At 67.6% G+C, this 17406-nt stretch carries 18 protein-coding genes; 11 read left to right on the top strand and 7 right to left on the bottom strand.

Going from position 1 to position 17406, the window contains the following annotated elements:
* Positions 1 to 13 precede the first annotated feature (13 nt).
* Together NTY77_08735 and NTY77_08730 are read right to left on the bottom strand one after the other, a co-directional pair.
* Positions 14 to 874: a hypothetical protein gene (locus NTY77_08735; GenBank protein MCX5795563.1), complete on the bottom strand. Its 861-nt coding sequence runs from the start codon at positions 872 to 874 to the stop codon at positions 14 to 16.
* A 16-nt stretch (positions 875 to 890) separates the two neighbouring features.
* Positions 891 to 2795 carry an alpha-amylase family glycosyl hydrolase gene (locus NTY77_08730; protein MCX5795562.1) on the bottom strand — a complete coding sequence of 635 codons (1905 nt, stop codon included), beginning with the start codon at positions 2793 to 2795 and terminating at the stop codon, positions 891 to 893.
* Here NTY77_08730 and NTY77_08725 point away from each other — a divergent pair.
* The 6 genes from NTY77_08725 (at position 2794) to hemC (ending at position 8638) form a co-directional block, all read left to right on the top strand.
* A complete protein-coding gene (locus NTY77_08725) occupies positions 2794 to 2937 on the top strand; it encodes a hypothetical protein (protein MCX5795561.1) in 144 nt (47 codons plus the stop codon). The genes NTY77_08730 and NTY77_08725 overlap by 2 nt on opposite strands.
* Before the next feature lie 126 nt (positions 2938 to 3063).
* Positions 3064 to 4146, top strand: a complete 1083-nt coding sequence (locus tag NTY77_08720; GenBank protein MCX5795560.1) for a radical SAM protein — start codon at positions 3064 to 3066, stop codon at positions 4144 to 4146.
* Entirely contained in the window at positions 4139 to 5167 is a 1029-nt protein-coding gene (gene hemE, locus NTY77_08715; protein ID MCX5795559.1) for a uroporphyrinogen decarboxylase, read from the top strand. Before NTY77_08720 ends, hemE begins: the two co-directional genes overlap by 8 nt.
* A gap of 189 nt (positions 5168 to 5356) precedes the next feature.
* Positions 5357 to 6325 (top strand): ferrochelatase, encoded by a 969-nt coding sequence (gene hemH, locus NTY77_08710; protein ID MCX5795558.1) that lies wholly within the window; start codon positions 5357 to 5359, stop codon positions 6323 to 6325.
* Positions 6322 to 7725, top strand: a complete 1404-nt coding sequence (hemG, locus tag NTY77_08705; protein MCX5795557.1) for a protoporphyrinogen oxidase — start codon at positions 6322 to 6324, stop codon at positions 7723 to 7725. The genes hemH and hemG overlap by 4 nt, the downstream gene beginning before the upstream one ends.
* A 10-nt stretch (positions 7726 to 7735) precedes the next feature.
* On the top strand, positions 7736 to 8638 hold the full coding sequence (gene hemC, locus NTY77_08700) for a hydroxymethylbilane synthase (protein MCX5795556.1): 903 nt from the start codon (positions 7736 to 7738) through the stop codon (positions 8636 to 8638).
* Here the strand turns inward: hemC and NTY77_08695 are convergent, their stop codons facing one another.
* On the bottom strand, positions 8639 to 9451 hold the full coding sequence (locus NTY77_08695) for a polysaccharide deacetylase family protein (GenBank protein MCX5795555.1): 813 nt from the start codon (positions 9449 to 9451) through the stop codon (positions 8639 to 8641).
* 135 nt (positions 9452 to 9586) lie between these two features.
* Here NTY77_08695 and NTY77_08690 point away from each other — a divergent pair, with 135 nt between their 5' ends.
* From NTY77_08690 to NTY77_08675, 4 genes are all read left to right on the top strand, one after another.
* A complete protein-coding gene (locus NTY77_08690; protein ID MCX5795554.1) occupies positions 9587 to 10612 on the top strand; it encodes a hypothetical protein in 1026 nt (341 codons plus the stop codon).
* Between the two features lie 91 nt (positions 10613 to 10703).
* The gene (locus NTY77_08685) at positions 10704 to 11741 is read left to right on the top strand and encodes a fatty acid desaturase (protein ID MCX5795553.1); all 1038 of its coding nucleotides are present in this window, start codon (positions 10704 to 10706) and stop codon (positions 11739 to 11741) included.
* 10 nt (positions 11742 to 11751) lie between these two features.
* Positions 11752 to 12717, top strand: coding sequence for a J domain-containing protein (locus NTY77_08680; protein ID MCX5795552.1), 966 nt, complete (start codon positions 11752 to 11754; stop codon positions 12715 to 12717).
* Positions 12714 to 12989 carry a hypothetical protein gene (locus tag NTY77_08675; protein ID MCX5795551.1) on the top strand — a complete coding sequence of 92 codons (276 nt, stop codon included), beginning with the start codon at positions 12714 to 12716 and terminating at the stop codon, positions 12987 to 12989. The genes NTY77_08680 and NTY77_08675 overlap by 4 nt, the downstream gene beginning before the upstream one ends.
* Before the next feature lie 458 nt (positions 12990 to 13447).
* Here NTY77_08675 and NTY77_08670 read toward each other — a convergent pair whose 3' ends face one another.
* Together NTY77_08670 and NTY77_08665 are read right to left on the bottom strand one after the other, a co-directional pair.
* Positions 13448 to 14239: an alpha/beta fold hydrolase gene (locus tag NTY77_08670; protein MCX5795550.1), complete on the bottom strand. Its 792-nt coding sequence runs from the start codon at positions 14237 to 14239 to the stop codon at positions 13448 to 13450.
* A gap of 10 nt (positions 14240 to 14249) precedes the next feature.
* On the bottom strand, positions 14250 to 14618 hold the full coding sequence (locus NTY77_08665) for a hypothetical protein (protein MCX5795549.1): 369 nt from the start codon (positions 14616 to 14618) through the stop codon (positions 14250 to 14252).
* 99 nt (positions 14619 to 14717) lie between these two features.
* On the opposite strand from NTY77_08665, the gene NTY77_08660 reads away from it, so the two are divergent.
* On the top strand, positions 14718 to 16301 hold the full coding sequence (locus NTY77_08660; protein ID MCX5795548.1) for an ATP-binding protein: 1584 nt from the start codon (positions 14718 to 14720) through the stop codon (positions 16299 to 16301).
* Here NTY77_08660 and NTY77_08655 read toward each other — a convergent pair.
* Positions 16288 to 16704 carry a barstar family protein gene (locus NTY77_08655; GenBank protein ID MCX5795547.1) on the bottom strand — a complete coding sequence of 139 codons (417 nt, stop codon included), beginning with the start codon at positions 16702 to 16704 and terminating at the stop codon, positions 16288 to 16290. The two genes, NTY77_08660 and NTY77_08655, sit on opposite strands and share 14 nt — an antisense overlap.
* On the bottom strand, positions 16701 to 17324 hold the full coding sequence (locus tag NTY77_08650; protein MCX5795546.1) for a hypothetical protein: 624 nt from the start codon (positions 17322 to 17324) through the stop codon (positions 16701 to 16703). Before NTY77_08650 ends, NTY77_08655 begins: the two co-directional genes overlap by 4 nt.
* Positions 17325 to 17406: the final 82 nt, after the last annotated feature.

Here is a 17406-nt window from a genome sequence, read left to right as displayed (position 1 = left end):
CTGCGGCGCGGAGTTATTTCAACGGCGTAGGGCAGGAGCAGCCGTCCGCGGCCTGGCTGAGGACGCCCGCGACCATGCCGGCGGCGGCTGCTCCGCCGCCCCCGCCACCGCCGCCGCCTCCACCACCGGTCTGGACGATCACGCAGCGCACCGGCGCTCCCGAGGCGTATTTGTCCTTGCTGGGGATTCCGGCGATGCAGTTCTGCTCGCGGAGCACCGGCGTATTCGCGCTGGAGAGGCCGTAATACGTGATCCCGCCGCTCGATCCATTCCCCAAAGACGCGCCCGCGGGCCCGGCGCCCAGGGGCGACCCTCCGCCTCCTGGGCACGAACACTTGCTCTGGCCCTGGAATGTCCTGGATAGCGACGGGACCAGGCGGAGGTGCGGCTTGGGAGCGGCGGTGGCGCGCTCCTGGGCCTCGGGAGCCGCCGGCGTGGCGGCAAGGACCGGAGCGGCTGCGGGCTGGGCGGCGGGGGCCGGAGCGGCCGCCGGCTCGGGCGCCTCGTAGGGGACCAGCGCTTCGGCGGAGCGGTCCCTGTCGGAGACCGCGAGCGGATCCTCCCTCTGCAGGAGAACGCGGTCGGCGGCCGCTGCGTTCGCTTCCTGGGCCATCGGCGGCGTCGGGGCAACGGCGACTGCCGTGGCGGCCGGGCGGACCGCCGCCACCGCCGCGGGCGGCCCGGCGGCGGGCGGGGGCGGGGCCGCCCGGAATCTCCCGCCGAGCGCCAGCGCCGCGGCCAGGCCGGCGGCCAGCAGCAGGTACGGGACGATGCCGGAGAAGCGGCGCGCGGCCGGGCCGGGCGGGGCCGTTGCGGGCGCGCCATGCGGGGAGGGCTGCGGCCGTTCCTCGGGGGATTGCCTGTCTGGAGTCATCGGCAAAGCGGCCAGCCTATTTGCCCGAGGGCTCGACCAGCGTGTAGCCGTAGGCGGGCAAGGTCCCCGTCCAGCCCGTGTCGAGCTGGGCGTCGCGGAAGTCCACGGCCACGCTCTGGGCCGTAGGGTTGGCCAGCACCAGCGCCCCGGGCTTCTTCTCGCCCGCGGCCACCAGGGCATAGCCCACCCAGGCCGGGTCGCCCTGCGGGTGCAGGGCCTTGAGCGAGGGATTGCCCAGGTGCGCGCGCACCGCGATGGCCGCGCGGAAAGCGTCCTGGTAGAACCGCGACACCGCCTGGTCCGCCTCTTTCCAATCCACCTGCACCGGGAAGTCGAAGGGGATGGATTTCGGCCCCGTGGCCGGGCTCCCGCCCGCGTCGAAGCCGATCTCCTGCGAGCCGTAGAAGAGCTGCCCGCCCGGCAGAAGCAAGGTCAGGAAAGACGCCCCCTGCATCCAAGACCCGAAGGCGCGCGCGGGCGAGGGCTCGTCGTGGTTGCCGATGAAGTCCAGCATGTCCGAGCCGCCCTTCTGCCACTGCAGATACTCCACGCGCTCGATCGCGGCGCGGATGCGGCCCGGCTCGCGGCTCTGCACCGCGTCGTACCAGCCCGTGTGCCCGCCCGGCCGAGACATGTCGTTCTTGCCGTAGATGAGGTCGAAGCCGCAGGACGAGAGCTCATCCCAGTTGTCGTAGCCCTCGGCCATGAACGCGGTCGCGGGATAGGCCGCCTTGACGGAGGTGATGAGCATCTCCATGAACTCGCGCGGCGGCATGGCCACGCCCCAGGTCCGGGAGAAGTTGGCGTTGAGGTCGAGGTAGGCCATGTCCACGCGGAAGCCGTCCACGCCGAAGCGCTCCACCCAGGAGCGCTCGATGCGCACCAGCTCGCGGCGCAGGCTCTCGTTGGAGTAATCCACCTGGGCCGTGTCGTTCCAGAAGGACACGCTGCCGAACACGCTGAAGCCGCCGTGATGCACCCAGAGCTTCTTGCCCGTAGCCGGGTCGGCCTGGACGAAGTAGCCGTTGTCCGGCGTGTCCGGGTGGGAGGGGTCGGCGTCCTTGTGGAGGAAGAACTCCGGATGGCTGGTCAGCAGCTTGGAGTCCATGGACGTGTGGTTGGGCACGAAGTCTATGATGACCTTCAGGCCCAACTCGTGGGCGCGCGCCACGAAGCCGCGGAAGTCCTCGGGCGAGCCCAGCTCCGGGTTCAAGGACTCGTGGTCCTCTATGGAGTAGGGCGAGCCGCCGCCCGTGCCGGACTGATTGCGCTGTCCGATGGGGAATATGCCCATCACCCAGAGCGCGTCGAAACCCAGAGCCTTGATGTCCTGCAGGTCTTGGGTCCCGAAATCGGCGAAGAAGGGCGCGCCGCCGCCGGGGGCTCGTCCCATGGCCGCGCGCTTGCCCGCCAGATTGTAGGCGCGGGGGAAGACCTCGTAGATGCGGGCCTGGCGGAGCCACTGGCTCTTGTCCGAGGCCGCGACCTGCGCGCGCAGGGTCTCGGTGTACTGCCGCACGAAGCTCATGAGCTGGTCGTACTTGGCCGTGTCCGAGCCTGGGCCGGAGACGAGCTCCTTGACATGCTTGCGGGCTTCCGCGGCCCAGGGGATGGGCGCGAGCAGGTCGTCGAGGTAGCGGCCGTAGTCCTGCAGGTGGTGGCGGATGGAGCCCGCGCCGTCTTCGGCGGCGGCTTGGCCTTCGGCGTAGACGAAGCCTTCCAAGCCGGCGGTGGGGGCGGTCGTTGAGCGGCCGCCGTCCGACCGGAAGACGAAAGGCCCGATCATGCTTCCGTCGGATTTCGGGGTGCCGAGGCTCAGCAAGGAGCGCAGCTGCTGGAGGCGCTGATAGCTGGAGTCGGCCCGGGCCGGTATCCTATTGCGGGGACTGCCGTCATAGAAGCGCTTGAGTGATGTAGCCATGGATTCCGCATTCCTTGCGCTGCTGAGATTCTCCACCAAGGCCGCGGCCTGGGCCAAGGGCGAGGTTTGGGCATGGAGCGGCGCCGCGAGCAGCGGCGCCAAGAACAGCGGGACGAGTTTCAGCATAAAGGGCGTCAAGTGATTATGGACTAAAAGACCCATATTGTGAAGAGCCCAAGGTCCCGGTGCGGTCTGGGTCCAAGGACCCATAGGCGTCCGACGACGGCCATCATGCCTGCGCGCAGGCGATATTGTCTATAATAGAAAAATGGATGCGGACGCCGAGTTCATCCCGAAGTGGCTGGCCTGGGAAGTGACGGGCCGCTGCAACCTGGACTGCGTGCACTGCCGGGCCCGGGCCGGGGCCGCAATCGCTGACGCTGATTTCACCACGGCCGAGGCCAAGGCGCTCATCCTGGGCATCGCATCTTTCTGCAAACCGGTCCTGGTGCTCTCCGGCGGCGAGCCCCTGCTCAGGCCCGATCTCTTCGAGCTTGCGAGCCTTGGCACGGACCAGGGCCTCAAGATGGCCTTGGCCACCAACGGGTCTTTGGTCACCGACGAGGTCTGCGGCCGCATCATGGACTCCGGCATCCGGATCGTGTCTTTGTCCTTGGACGGGGCCACGGCCGCGGTGCATGACGATTTCCGCCGGCAGAAAGGGGCTTTCGCCGGCACCCAGAAGGCGGCCGAGGCCTTCCGCCGCCATGGCATCGAGTTCATCGTCAATTCCTCCTTCACCAAGCGCAACCAGGCCGATATCCCCGCCGTCTACCGCTTGGCCAAGTCCATGGGCGCCAAGTCCTGGTACCTGTTCATGGTGGTGCCCGCGGGCCGCGGCCGGGACATCCTCGGAGAGCTCATCACCAAGGAGGACTACGAGAAGATCCTGGACTGGCATTACCAGGCCGAGAAGGACGAGACCGCGATGCTGATGCGGCCGACCTGCGCCCCGCACTACTACCGGGTCATCGCGCAGAAGGCCAAGGCCGGGGACAAGGATTACAAGCGCCGCTCCTTGACCTTCTCCACCGGCGGGGCCAAGGGCTGCGTCTGCGCCCAGAGCATCGCGTTCATCGACCATCTGGGCAACGTCCAGCCCTGCTCCTACTATCCGGTCTCCGCGGGCAACGTCAAGGAGAAGTCCTTCAAGGACATCTGGTCCGGCTCGGAGCTGTTCCGTTCTTTGCGCGACTTCAAGAGCTACAAAGGCCGCTGCGGCTCCTGCGAGTACCTGAAGGTCTGCGGAGGCTGCCGGGCCCGGGCCGAGCTGATGTCCGGAGACCATCTGGCGGAAGAGCCCATGTGCAGCTACGTGCCTCTGCGGATGAGAAAGGGAAATAATGAATGACCGTCTTTTGAAAGTCTGCCGCAAAGAAGCGGTGGACACGACTCCTATCTGGATCATGCGCCAAGCGGGCCGCTATCTGCCCGAGTACATGGAGGTGCGCCGCAAGCACGCCTTCCTGGAGCTGTGCAAGACGCCGGAGCTGGCCGCGAAGGTGACTTTGCAGCCGGTGGCGCGCCTGGGCGTGGACGCCGCCATCCTCTTCTCGGACATCCTCATCCCGGTGGAGGCCATGGGCGTGCCCTTGGAGTTCCACGAAGGCCAGGGCCCCATTCTGGGCCAAGGCGTGCGGGACCGCTCGTCCGTCGGGGCTCTGCGCGTGCCGGACCCGGTCAATGACCTCGGCTTCGTACTCGACGCCATCCGCGTCCTGCGCCGGGAACTGGCGGGCCTGGTCCCGCTCATAGGCTTCTCCGGTCTGCCTTTCACCTTGGCGAGCTACATCGTGGAGGGGGGCAAGTCCCGGGATTTCGCCAGGCTGCGCTCGCTCATGAAAGACGACCCCAAGACCTTCGCCGAGCTGATGGACAAGCTCGCGGATACCACCATCGCTTATGTGGGTGCTCAGATTTCGGCCGGGGCCCAGGCCATCCAGCTCTTCGACACCTGGGCCGGGATATTGGAGCCGGCCGAGTATCTGACGCGGGTCCTGCCCTACACGAGCCGCGTGGCCGAGGCCGTCCGCAACCGGGGCGTGCCCGTCATCCATTTCACGGAGAACTGCGAAAAGCTCCTGCCCGTGCTCAAGGAGCTCCCGGTGGACGTGCTCTCCATCGATTGGCGCGTGCCGCTGGACCGTGCGGCCGAGATCGTGGGGCAGAAGTTCGTCTTGCAGGGCAACCTGGACCCGGAGACGCTCTTCAAACCCATCCCGGAAGTCGAGGCCGCGGCGGCCGAAGTCCTCAAGCGCGGCCGGGCGGCGGGCGGGCACATCTTCAACCTGGGCCACGGCATACTGCCCAAGACCGACCCGGACACGGCACGGGCTTTGGTCGAGGCCGTGCACCGGCTGGGGAAGAGATGAATCTGTCGTCATCTGGGACTCAGCCTTTGCTTTTGAAGGTTCCGGCCCAGACAGCTCAGCTGTCTGGGCCGGAACCCGCGCCGACCGAAGGTCGGCGCCCGCCGTTGAACTGTGTCCGGACACAGTCCCCTAGCCAACCCATGGGCCCAGCACCTTCGGGCGGGACCGTTCGCAGAGGATAGGCCAAGCGTGACCGCGCCAGGACGAGTCGGCGTCGTGCTCCTGACCATGGGCGAGCCGGAGAATCTCGACCAGGTCCGCCCCTTCCTGCGCCAGCTGTTGTCCGACCGTGACCTGGTGCGCTTGCCCATCCCGGCTCTGCAGCCGCTCTTCGCGCTGGCCGTCTCCTCTTTGCGCGCGGCCGGACTGCGCCGCAGGCTGGCCGCTATCGGAGGCGGCTCGCCCTTGGTCCGCCTGACCTACCAGCAAAGAGCCCAGCTCAAGGAAGCCTTGCACGGCGCGGGAGACTTCCGCGTCTACGCGGCCATGCGCTACGGCCAGCCCTCGGCCCGCGACGTGGTGGCGCGGATGCTGGCCGACGGCGTGGACCGGGCCGTGGCCTTGCCGCTCTACCCGCAGTACTGCCGCGCCACCACCGGTTCGAGCCTCCACGACCTGCACCGCTGCCTGCAGGAGGCCGAGGCCTGCATCCCGGTCCAGGAGCTGCGCTCCTGGCCGCAGCACCCCGGCTATCTCGCGGCTTTGTCGGACCTGGTCGCCCGGTCCTTGGCCAAAGCCCAAGGCAAGAGGACGCACCTGCTCTTCAGCGCGCACGGCGTGCCCCAATCCTTCATAGACGCCGGGGACCCCTATTTGAAGGAGATACAGCTCACGGCCGAGGCCTTGCGCCGGCTCTTCCCGGACACGCCGAGCTCCTTGGCCTTCCAGAGCCGGACCGGCCGCGGCCGCTGGCTGGGCCCGGACACGGCGGAAGAGCTCGTCCGCCTGGGCCGGACCGGAGTCGAGGCCGCGGTGGTGGTGCCGCTGAGTTTCGTCTGCGACAACTCGGAGACCCTTTACGACCTCGACATCTCGATGCGCGCGGTGGCGGCTGAGGCCGGCATCAAGGCTTTCCTGCGCGTGCCGGCGCTCAACGATGCTCCGGGCTTCATCGCCGCGCTCAAGGATATGGTGGTCTGCGCGCAGGAAGCCGCATGAGGATCGCGATCGTGGGCGGCGGCATATCGGGCTTGGCCACGGCCCATCACCTGCGCCAAGGCCTGCAAGCCGCGGGCCGAGCGGCGGAGCTGGTCATCTTCGAGGCGCGCGGCTCGCCCGGCGGCACCATGCGCACCTCCCGGAGGCAGGGCTTCATCATGGAGTGGGGGCCCAACGGCTTTCTGACCAACAAGCCCTACTCTTTGGAATTGGCGCGCGAGTTGGGCATGGAGGGCCGGCTGCTGCGCTCCTCGGACCTGGCCCGCAAGCGCTTCGTCTTCTCCGGGGGCCGTCTGCACCGGCTTCCCGAGACACCCGGGGCTTTCCTGGGCTCGGACCTGCTCTCGGTCCCGGGACGTCTGCGCGTCTTGGCCGAGCCTTTCATCGCGCCGGATCGCTCCGGCGCAGATGAGTCCGTGGCTGACTTCGCGCGCCGGCGCCTGGGCAGCGAGGCCATGGAGAAGCTCATCGAACCTATGACCGCGGGGGTGTTCGCGGGGAACCCCGACCAGCTTTCATTGGCCTCTTGCTTCCCGCGCATCCGCGAGCTGGAGGCGCGCTACGGGGGGCTGGTCAAGGCCATGCTGCGCCTGCGCTGGGAGAGGCTGCGAAAAGGGGCCCAGGCTGAGATGTCGGCCGGGCCGGGCGGCGTTTTGACCTCTTTCGACACGGGCGTGCAGGCCTTGGTGGAGGTGCTGGCCGGGAACTTCTCCAAGGAGTTGCAGTTGGGCGCCGAGGTCGTGGCTGTGGGGCGCCGAGGCTCGAAGTTCCAGCTGGCGGTGAAGTACGCGGAGGGGCGCTCTGAAAGCGAGGCTGACGCGGTGGTGGTCGCCGCTCCGGCTTATGCGGCCGGAGTCTTGCTGCGCGGCCTGGACGGGGCGCTGGCCGCCGAGCTGGCAGGCATCCCTTACGCGCCCGTGGCGGTGGTCGCCCTGGCCTATGAAGCCGGGGACTTGGGCGCTGGGCTGGATGGGTTCGGCTTCTTGGTGCCGCGGCTGGAAGGGCGGCGCATCCTGGGCGCTTTGTGGGATTCCAGCGTGTTCCCCAATCGCGCCCCGCAGGGCAAGGCCCTGATACGGGTCATGGTGGGCGGGGCGCGCCAGCCGGAACTGGCGCGTCTGCCGGAGGCTGAGCTTCTGGCTTTGGTCCGGGGAGAGCTCAAAGAGCTGATTGGCGTTTCGGCCCAGCCGGTGCTGGAGCGGGTCTTCTTCCACGAGAGGGGCATCCCGCAGTACCTGAAAGGACACGGGCAAAGGCTGGATCGGATCGCCAAGCGTCTGGATGGCCTGCCCGGGCTGCAGCTCAACAGCAATGCCTACCGGGGCGTGTCGCTCAACGACTGCGTGCTGCAGTCGAAGCTGGCGGCGCAGCGCCTGCTCAAGGGCTGGGCCGGGTGGTGAGGAGGATATCATGAGACTACGCATGGGCACCCGGGGCTCGGCCCTGGCTTTGGCGCAATCCGGGCAGACGGCCGCAGCGCTCATGAAGCTGCATCCCGGCCTGGAAGTCGAGACCGTGCGCATCCAGACCAGCGGCGACCGTTTCTCCATCCAGAGTCCGGCCGAGGTCAGCGCTATGGCTTCAGGGACCAAGGGGCTCTTCGTCAAGGAGATCGAAGAGGCTTTGGCCGAGGGGCGCGTGGATTTTGCCATCCACAGCGCCAAGGACCTGCCCGCGGAGCTCATGGCCGGGCTGGCCATCGCGGCCTATCCGGAGCGCGAGGACCCCCGCGATGTGTTCATCGGACAGGGGGGGCTTAGCTGGAAAGATGCCGGAGCCGGCACCCGGATCGGGACCTCCTCTCTGCGGCGGCAGATCCAGCTTCTGGCCGCCAAGCCCGGGCTGAAGATGCTGCCCATGCGGGGCAATGTGGACACGCGCTTGCGCAAGATGAATAAGGGGGACTGCGACGCCTTGGTGCTGGCCGGCGCGGGTTTGCGGCGCCTGGGCCTGGGCGCGGTGCCGCATGAGGAGCTTGCCGAGGAGCTGCTGCTGCCGGCTCCGGGGCAGGGGGCCTTGGCCGTTGAGGCTCGGCAGGACCGTCGCGACGTCGTCGAGTTGCTGGCCAAGCTCGATGATCGCCACACGCGCGTCGAAGTTGAGCTCGAGCGGGCCTTCCTGAAAGTGATGGGCGGCGGCTGCTCCGTGCCTCTGGCGGCCCGGGCCAAGCTGCGCGGGGCTGAGGCTGATTTCAGCGTGTTCTACTCGGAGATGGACGGCTCGCGCGCCGTGCGCCTAAACGAGGTGTGCCGGGACCTTCCCCGGGCCGAGGAGTTCGCCCGGGAGCTTGCCGGACGAGTCAGGCGCCGCTGATCAGCGCTGGCTGGCCAATCTGGGGAGGTAGCTCTTGCGCCCCATGAGCTCGCTGATGGAGACCGGGCGCAGGCCCTTCTGCTCCAGGCCGCTGAGGATGTTGTCTATGGCGGCCATGGTCTGGCTGCGGTCTCCGCCGCCGTCGTGCAGGAGGATGATGGAGCCGGGGCGGACCGCGGCGAGGTCCTCCTTCTCGATCGCGTCGGTTCCCGGGCGCTTCCAGTCCTGGGCGTCAACGGACCAGAAGACCAAGGTGTAGCCCAGGCCCTGCGCCTCGGACTCGGCCCAGCGCGCCGCGCAGCCGTAGGGCATGCGCAGCAGGGCCGGGGAGTCGCCGGTCGCGTCGAGGATGGCCCGCGCGGTCTTTTCGACTTCGTCTCGGAATATCTGTTCGCGGTCCGGGTTCTCCAGCATCTCCGTGGTGCAGTAGTCGCGGTGGCTGAAGGTATGGTTGCCGATCTCGTGGCCGCGGCGGGCCACGCGCCGGGCCATCGCCGGGTCTTGGACCACCTTCTCTCCCAGCATGAAGAAGGTCGCCTGGACGTCGTGCAAGGCCAGGGCCTCGATGGCTCCGTCAGTAAACGAGCTCGGCCCGTCGTCGAAGGTCACCCCGACCATATTCTGGGCCGGGTCGCCCTGGCGGACGATCCGATAAGGGTCGACATGGAGGTGGGCGCTGCCGATGGATTGCACGGATTGCGAAAGGGTGGCCCGGACCAGGTCGTCCCACGATTGCTCGGCGCTTTCGATATTGGCGCGCGACGGCGCCGTCAGGAGCGCCAGCAGGGCTGCCGTGTATAGCGATGCGATCATCCGTGCCATAGTATGGCGGCGGAACAGCCCGGCCGGAAGGGCCGGCGGACCCAGGCCCTTCTAGTCCATTTGTCTGGGCTGGCGCGGCCCCAAGTGCCCGTACCCGAGGAGCGCATAACAGATAGAATCCAAACCATGATTTTATCGACGATTTTGGCCTTGAGCGCTTTGGCTCAGGCCCAGCCCGGCCTCGAATCCGAAGCGCGCCAAGCCGGCGCCTGGTCCGACTCGCAGGTCCAACTCGCGGCGGGCGATCTGCGCGGGGGGATGACGAAGCTCAAAGAGAGCATCGCGGCCGGGACCGCGGCGCGCAAAGCCGCGCCCCCGGAGCCCAAGCAGGGCATCATCCCGCATTTCCAGCAGAAGCTCTTCCCGGCCCCGGCCGGTGGAGCCTGCGGGCTCAAGAGTTTCACGGTGCTGGACTACGAGGTGCGCTCCAACGACGGGGACCTGGAGCGCTCGCGCATCACGGTGGAGGGCGCGGTCATCGAGACCACCGCCCCGGACTGCGCCCGAGACTACGGCGTGGTCCAGTTCATCCGCGGCTGCGCCTACCACGCCCGCTACGCGCTGCCCGCCGGCGTGCTCATCGAGCGCACCTTCGACGTGGCCCGGCGCCTGCGCGGCCCGCGCGTGGTCTTCAACCACCCGGCCTTCGAGGTGGACCAGACCGAGCTCGACCCGCTCTACGTGTCCTACCCGAAGGAGGAGGAGGACCGGCTGGGCTTGGATTACGTGCCGAATTCTCCCCTGCGCCTGCGGCCCGACCGCGCCAGCATGCTCGCGGACCTCAAGGCCCTCGACGACCCCGGGGCGCGGACCTTCCTCAAGGACCTCGACGGCCCCGCCTCCGTCACCTACGTGGCCGACGTCCCGGAAGGCGGGGTCACCATGGTCAACGAAGAGAAGACCTTGCTCACCGCGGCCAACTCCTCGCTGGATTTCCAGACCTGCGTCTACCGGCTCAAGGACGTGCCGACCACCGGCGACCCTGCGGGCCTGGGCACGCCGGCCGAGAGCGGCGGCCCCATCCAATGCTTCGCGTGGGCGTCCCGCTACACCTTCGACATGTCGGCCAAGGACTTCGTCACGGACCTCTTCCAGGGCGTGGACCCCTTCTGCAGCCAGGCCCCGCCGCGCCAGGTCCTGCCCGGCTCCTGAGCCGCCGCCCCGCTTTTCCCGCGGTCCCTGATTTTGCTAATCTGGAAAAAGCACGGGGGGACCCCGACTTCCTCCGTGGGAGGAGCTCAGCATGTCCTTCAATCCCGTACTGGTCGTCGCGAAAGTCGAAAAGCCGGAATGGTACAAGGCCACCGCGGATTTCGCCCGGGCTGACACCGGCATCGCGCTCCGTCAACTGCTCACCAGCACCGTCCCATACCTGCTTGTGCTGGCCCTCATGGCCCATACCGTGCGCCGCGGCTACCCCTACGTCCTGACCCTCGCTTTGGCCGTGGCCGCGACCGCATTCTTCGCTCGCACCTTCATCATCTTCCACGACTGCACCCACGGCTCGTTCTTGCCTTCGCCGCGCTGGAACCGCGACGTGGGCTATCTCTGCGGCATCCTGACCTTCACCGCGTTCCACGACTGGCGGCGCAGCCACGCCGGGCACCACATCACCGTCGGCGACCTGGACCGCCGCGGCACCGGGGACATCACCACCATGACGGTGGAGGAGTACCGGGCCGCGCCGTTCTTGAAGCGCCTGCCCTACCGCCTCTACCGGCATCCGCTGGTCACCTTCGGCATCGGCCCGATCTATTACTTCCTGCTGCGCAACCGCTATCCCACGCCGGGCGCCAAGAGGATCGACTTCATCAGCGTGATCACCACGGACCTGGTCTTGGCCGCGATCGTGGCCGCGGCCAGTTTCACCATCGGCCTGCGGACCTACATCCTGGTGCAGCTTCCCGTGCTGATGATGGCCGCGACCTTGGGCGTCTGGCTGTTCTACAACCAGCACCAGTTCGAGGGGGTCTATTGGGCGCGCCACGACGCTTGGGATCCCTGGCGCGCGGCCATGGAGGGGGCTTCGTTCTATCAGCTTCCGCAGTTCCTGCATTGGGTGACGGGCAACATCGGCTTCCACCATATCCACCACGTCCGTCCCGGCATCCCCAACTACCATCTGCAGCAATGCTTCAAGGCGATCCCCGAGCTGCAGGCGGTCAAGCCCTTGACCTTGCGCAAGAGCCTGGGCGCTCCTGGGCTGAACTTGTATGACGAGCGCAAAGGCGCGCTGGTCAGCTTCAGCTCCCTGCGCGAGCCTCCGGCTGTGCTATCATAACAGCGCGGACATGGGCATCGAGTTCAGGGACTACTATGCGGTCTTGGGGGTGAAGAAGGACGCCTCCGCCGGCGACATCAAGCACGCGTACCGGCGCCTGGCCAAGCAGCATCATCCCGACCTGCATCCGGAGCAGGACAAGGCCGCCGCCTCGATGAAGTTCAAGGAGATCAACGAGGCCTACGAGGTGCTCTCCGACCCGCAGAAGCGGGCCAAGTACGACCAGCTCGGCCCGGACTGGCAGGCCGGCCCGCAGCCGGGCCCGGAGCCGCGGGCGCAGAGGCGCTACCAAGGCGGCGCCGAGGACCTCTCGGGCTTCAGCGATTTCTTCGAGCAGCTCTTCGGTCAAGGCGGCGCGCGAGGCTTCGGCGGCGGCGAGGGCTTTGGCGGGGGCGGGAAAGGGCAGGACGTGGAGGCCGAATTGACGCTGTCCTTGGAAGACTCGCTGCGGCCCGGCGACAGGAAGCTCTCCATCCTCGCCCCGGTGCTCTGCCCGCAGTGCCGGGGCGCGGGGCGCCTGCGCGACCGCATCTGCCCGGCTTGCGCGGGGCTGGGCGAGGCCCGGCAGGAGAAAAGCATCAACGTGCATCTGCCTGCGCCCATCCGGGACGGCATGAGGCTGCGGCTGCGAGGGCAGGGCGGCCCCGGCGGGGGGGACTTGTTCCTGCGCATCAAGCTCCTGCCGCATCCGGACTTCAAGGTCTCAGGCAGCGACCTGGAGACCGCGGTGACCTTGATGCCTTGGGAGGCTTCCTTGGGCGGCGAGGTGTCGGTGCCGACCTTGGAGGGGCCGATCCGGATCCGCATCCCGGCCGGGACCTACGCGGGCCGGCGCCTGCGCATCGCGGGCAAGGGGCTGGGCCGGGAGGGCGGCGCGCGGGGAGACCTTTACGCGGTGGCGCGCATAGACATCCCGCACCGCAGCGACGAGAAGACTCAGCGGCTGTATCGTGAACTGAGGGAGGCCGGGTCATGACCTCCGAGCGCTTGCAGGTGCTGGCGGCCCTGCTGGAGATGGAGTCCGACTTTCTCGAGGAGTGCGCCCGCTGCGGGGTGGTCCGGCTCGAGGAGCCGCCGGAGGGCGAGGCCGAAGTCCCGGCCTCCGAACTGGCCCGGCTGCGGCGCTTGCGCCGGCTCTGCGGCGGCCTCGACATCGACGTTTACGCGGGCTCGATCATCGTGGACCTCCTCGAGCGCATGGAAGAGCTCCAGCGCGAGCTGGAACGGCGAGGCGGGGCCGGGCGCTGACGGCTAGCAGGCTGCTGACAAACCCGCCAGAGATCTCCGCTCGCATGCCGTATACACACTGTGTCCGGACACAGTGTGTGTACGGTCCCAAAAACGAACTGGCGAGCCGAAGAAGCTGTGAAAAAATACCCCTCTTTAGCATATCGGGACAAATTCTCCGACGGGGGCAATGGCCGTTTTGCCGATTTTTTCACAGCTTCGAAGGCTCGCCAGTCGCGCCGAAGGCCTGGCGAAAAGGAGAACGCCGTGTCGCCAGGTCCCTGCCCCCGTTTTCCATACGGGCAGGGGCGCCATCCTTCGTTCGACCTATCGGATGGGTCCTGCCGCCGCGCTTGCGCGCGTCGGTTGCACCCGGCACCTGCGGTATCGGAAGTCCCGCAGGTACCGGCCGGACGGATTTCCTTACGGCCGGCAAACGGCCACCGGGCGCTCGCAGAACGGACTTTATCAGCAGCCTGCTAGTCGAGGAACTCGCGCACAGCGCGGCAGAACGCCTTCGGCTGCTCCAGGTGGAGCGCATGGGCCGCATCCGGGATCATCGCGCAGGCCGCTCCCGGGATGCCTTCAGCCAGGGCCCGGCAGTCCGCGGCATCGAAGAGCCGGTCCTCGCTGCCGCTGAGCACCATGGTTTTGGCCGCGATCTTGGATAGCTGTCCCGTACCGTCGAACGCGCATAAGGCCCGCACCTGGGCGCCGAAGGCCGCGCTGCTCTGGGGCCAGGGATAGTCGCAGGCCTGCCGCAAGGCCTCGTCCAGCGCCGGCTGGTCATCGAAGAAGCGGCGAGAGAAGATCCAGAAGAAGATGCTCCGGAACCAGCGCCGCAAATCCTGGCCCGATTCGCGCCTCTGCGCCCAATCGTCGAACAGCTCCCGATTGCGCCGCGCGACGCGGGCCGAGGTGGCCGCAAGGATCAGCCGGTCTATCATTTCCGGATAGACCGCGGCGCAATGCTGGGCCACCATTCCCCCCATGGAATGCCCCAGCAGATGGACTTTCGACAGAGCCAGCCGCCTGACCAGAGCCATGCAGTCCTCCGCCATGGCCTCGATACTCATGGCCGCGTCCTGCGGCGTGGTGCGCCCGACTCCGCGATTGTCCAAGGCTATGACCCGGAAATCGCGGGAGAGCTCGGAGGCCGCCGGGCCCCAACTCTGGGAATCCGACGCGAGCCCGGCTAGCAGCAGCAGCGGCCGCCCGGTGCCGTGGTCCTCGTAGTAGAGGGATATGCCGTCGAGCCTGATGTGGGGCATCCAGGCCGGACTACTGCGGCTTCGCGGGGCTCTCGGGGCCGCCAGCCGCCGGGGCGGGCTTGCATCTGACGGCCACCTGGTTCTTCCAGACCACCATGGTGTTGCCGGTCTCCGCGCCCACGTGCTGGGTGCGCCCGAAGAGTCCGCCGCTCTTGGTGCCGCCCGGCGTCTGGCTATTCTCGACGAGAAAATAGCCCTGCGGGCAGAGCTCCAGGGCTTTGCGGTAGCAGCTGGACATGGGCTGCCCGGTGCATTCGACGAAGAACTCGGGCTGGCCGTCCGCGCCGTAGCGCAAAGTGGAGTTCACGCCGGAGCAGCCGGCGGCGGCCAGCAGGGCCGCGCCGAACAGGACAGCCGTCGAGGCAGTAAGTGGTCGCATGAAGACCTCCGCTCTAGATAATCTACCAATTTTGCGCCCCGGCATCGATGTGATATACAATCGTGAGACATGGGTCCCGGCCTGTCGTCCAAGATGGAAATGGTCGAAGACAGTCAGATGCAGGCGCGCTTCCGGCGGGCGGCCGCGGGGCTCGGCTTCGCGGTCTGCGCCCTCGGCTTGAGCGTCGTGGCGGCCTGGTTCCTCGACCTGCATTTTCCGAAGACCTACCTGCCGGACACCATTACGATGAAGTTCAATACGGCGCTGAGCTTCGCCTGCCTGGGGGCGGCGCTGGGCGCGCGGGCTCTATCTCCGGAGCGCGCCGGCCCCTGGGCGAAAGCCGCGGCCACTCTGCCGCTGCTGTGGGCCGCGGCCACCATGACGGCCTACCTGCTGCGGGTGCAGAGCATACCTTTGGACCAGATATTCTATCCGGAGGAGCCGGGGAGCCTTTTCACCCACCACCCCGGCCGCATGGCCCCCAGCACGGCCATGGCTTTCATCCTGGCTTCGCTGGCTCTCCTGATCGACGGCATGAAGAGCCGCTGGGCGGCCATCGCGAGGGAAGCCTGTTCGCTTCTGGTCCTGCTGACAGGCTTCATAATCCTGATCGGGTATCTGTATTTCGGGCGTTTTCTCTTTACCACGGGTATATACATCACCCCGATGGCCGTGCCCGCTGCCATGGGATTTACTTTGCTCGGAGCCGGGCTGCTCTTGGCGGCTCCGGAGATAGGCCTGACCGCGCTGGCGGCCAGCCGGTCCAATTCGGGCAGCCTGCTGCGCCTGCTGCTGCCTTCCTCCATACTGATCCCCGTGCTCATGGGCTGGCTGCGCATAGCCGGGGAACAGATGGGGCTTTACGGTCCGGAGGCGGGGGTGACCCTGACCGTGGCGCTGATCGTGGTCGTGCTGGGCTGCTTCATATACATCTCGGCCCGTTCGATGTACCGTGAGGAGATGGAGAAGGCCCGCTACAGCAAGCGTCTTGAAGAAGCCAACGCGGACCTTGAGGCCTTCACCTACTCGGTCTCGCACGACCTGCGCGCGCCGCTGCGCGGGATAGAGGGTTTCGCAAAGATACTGCAGGAGGACTACGGTCCGAAGCTGGACCAGGAAGGCCGCCGCGTGATAGGCGTCATGATGAAGAGCACTGCCAGGATGGCCCTGCTGATAGACGAACTGCTGGCTTTCGCGAGGGTATCCAGGACCGGGATCACCAAAGCCAGGATAGACATGACCGCGCTGGCCAAGGAAGCGTGGGAAGAGGCGGCCCCGGAGCGGCAAAGGGGACTATGCGCCATAGCCGGGCTTCCGCCCGCGGCCGGCGACAAGGCCATGCTCAGGCAGGTCTGGATCAACCTGTTCTCCAACGCTTTGAAATTCACCTCCAAGACCTTGGCCCCGGAGATAGCGGTCAGCTGGGAAGAGGAAGGCGGATTCACCGTCTACACGGTCAGGGACAATGGGGCCGGGTTCGACCCGGGCCAGGCAAAAAGGCTTTTCGGCATATTCCAGCGCCTGCACTCGGAGACGGAATTCGAGGGCATAGGCGTGGGGCTGGCCTTGTCGAACATGGTGGTCGCCAAGCACGGCGGGTGGATGAGAGCGGAGGGCAGCCCCGGCAAAGGCGCGGTGGTCCGCTTCGCCCTGCCGGCCGCCGCGGGCGTCAAGGCGTCGTAAAGGCGAACTTCAGCGTGACCGTGCCTCGGCTCCACTGGCGCGCGTTCTCGCAGGCGAGGCCGCAGACCTCGCGGAAGTCCGCGTAAAGCCCGGGGTCGGCGCGCTCCACGGCGGCGGGATCCTTGACGACGACCAGGAACTTCGTGCCGCCGTGGACGCCGGCCAGGTCGCCCAGGTAGTCCACGGCCGCGTCCCAGTTCCCGCCGAAATCGCCGGGGAAGCCCAGGGCCGCCGCCAGGTGCTCCATCAGCTCGGCCTTGGTCCTCATGCGCGCGCCGTCGAGCTCGAAGACCGCGAAGCCCAAGCCGGCCGCTCGCCGCTTGAGCGCGGCCGCGTCCAAGCCGCCCAGGTCGGCCAGGTGCGGCGGGGCGGCGGCGGTCAGGAAGGCCTCGGCTGAGCTCAACGGACTATGGTCAGCTCGATGAAATTCTTGTAGTGGTCGGGCGTGTAGTAGATGCGCTCGCGGCCGCCCACGATGATCCGTTCCGGGCCTCTGGCGCTGAGCATCTGGCCGGTCATGTAGATCTTGCCGCCGATATCCACGGGCACGGGGCCGTCGCCGGTCTGGCGGCCGGGGACCTTCAAGGTGTACTCCAGGTAATAGCCGGCGGGCTGCTTGGGCAGAAGGCCTTCCCGGTTGTTGTTGACGATGCCGTCATGGGCATAGGGCAGGGGCTTGCAGGCGGCGATCCGGTCGAGCAGGTCGGTGATCACGTCGAAGCGGACCTTGTCGTTGACCTGCGGCGAGAAGCCCTGCCCGGGGGCGAGCTTGGGAGACGGGACGCAGGCCGGGCCCCCCTGGATGCTCGCGGCCGGGGCGCCCGCCACTGAAGCGGAGGCCGCGGCGCGGACGATCCGGTCGCGCTGGTCCGCGGGCGCGGATTCGAGCAGGGAAGTGAGAGCCGGAGCAGAGTCCTTCTTGGCCGGGGCAGCGTCCCCGGCGCGCGCGGCCGTGGCCAGCGCGAAGACGACTAAAGCCGCTCCGAACGACATGAGACCGACCCGCCGAATCAGATTGTTCATAGGCTCCCTGGGAATCGCGAGGCCATATGATTATAGCCCTTTAGGCCCACCCGTCTAGGGTCGAAGGGCCCTGGGGTTTATA

This window comes from Elusimicrobiota bacterium, assembly GCA_026388095.1.
Lineage (GTDB): Bacteria > Elusimicrobiota > Elusimicrobia > UBA1565 > UBA9628 > UBA9628.
The sequence above is the reverse complement of the archived record's forward strand: the minus strand, read 5'-3'. Positions and strand labels throughout refer to the sequence as shown.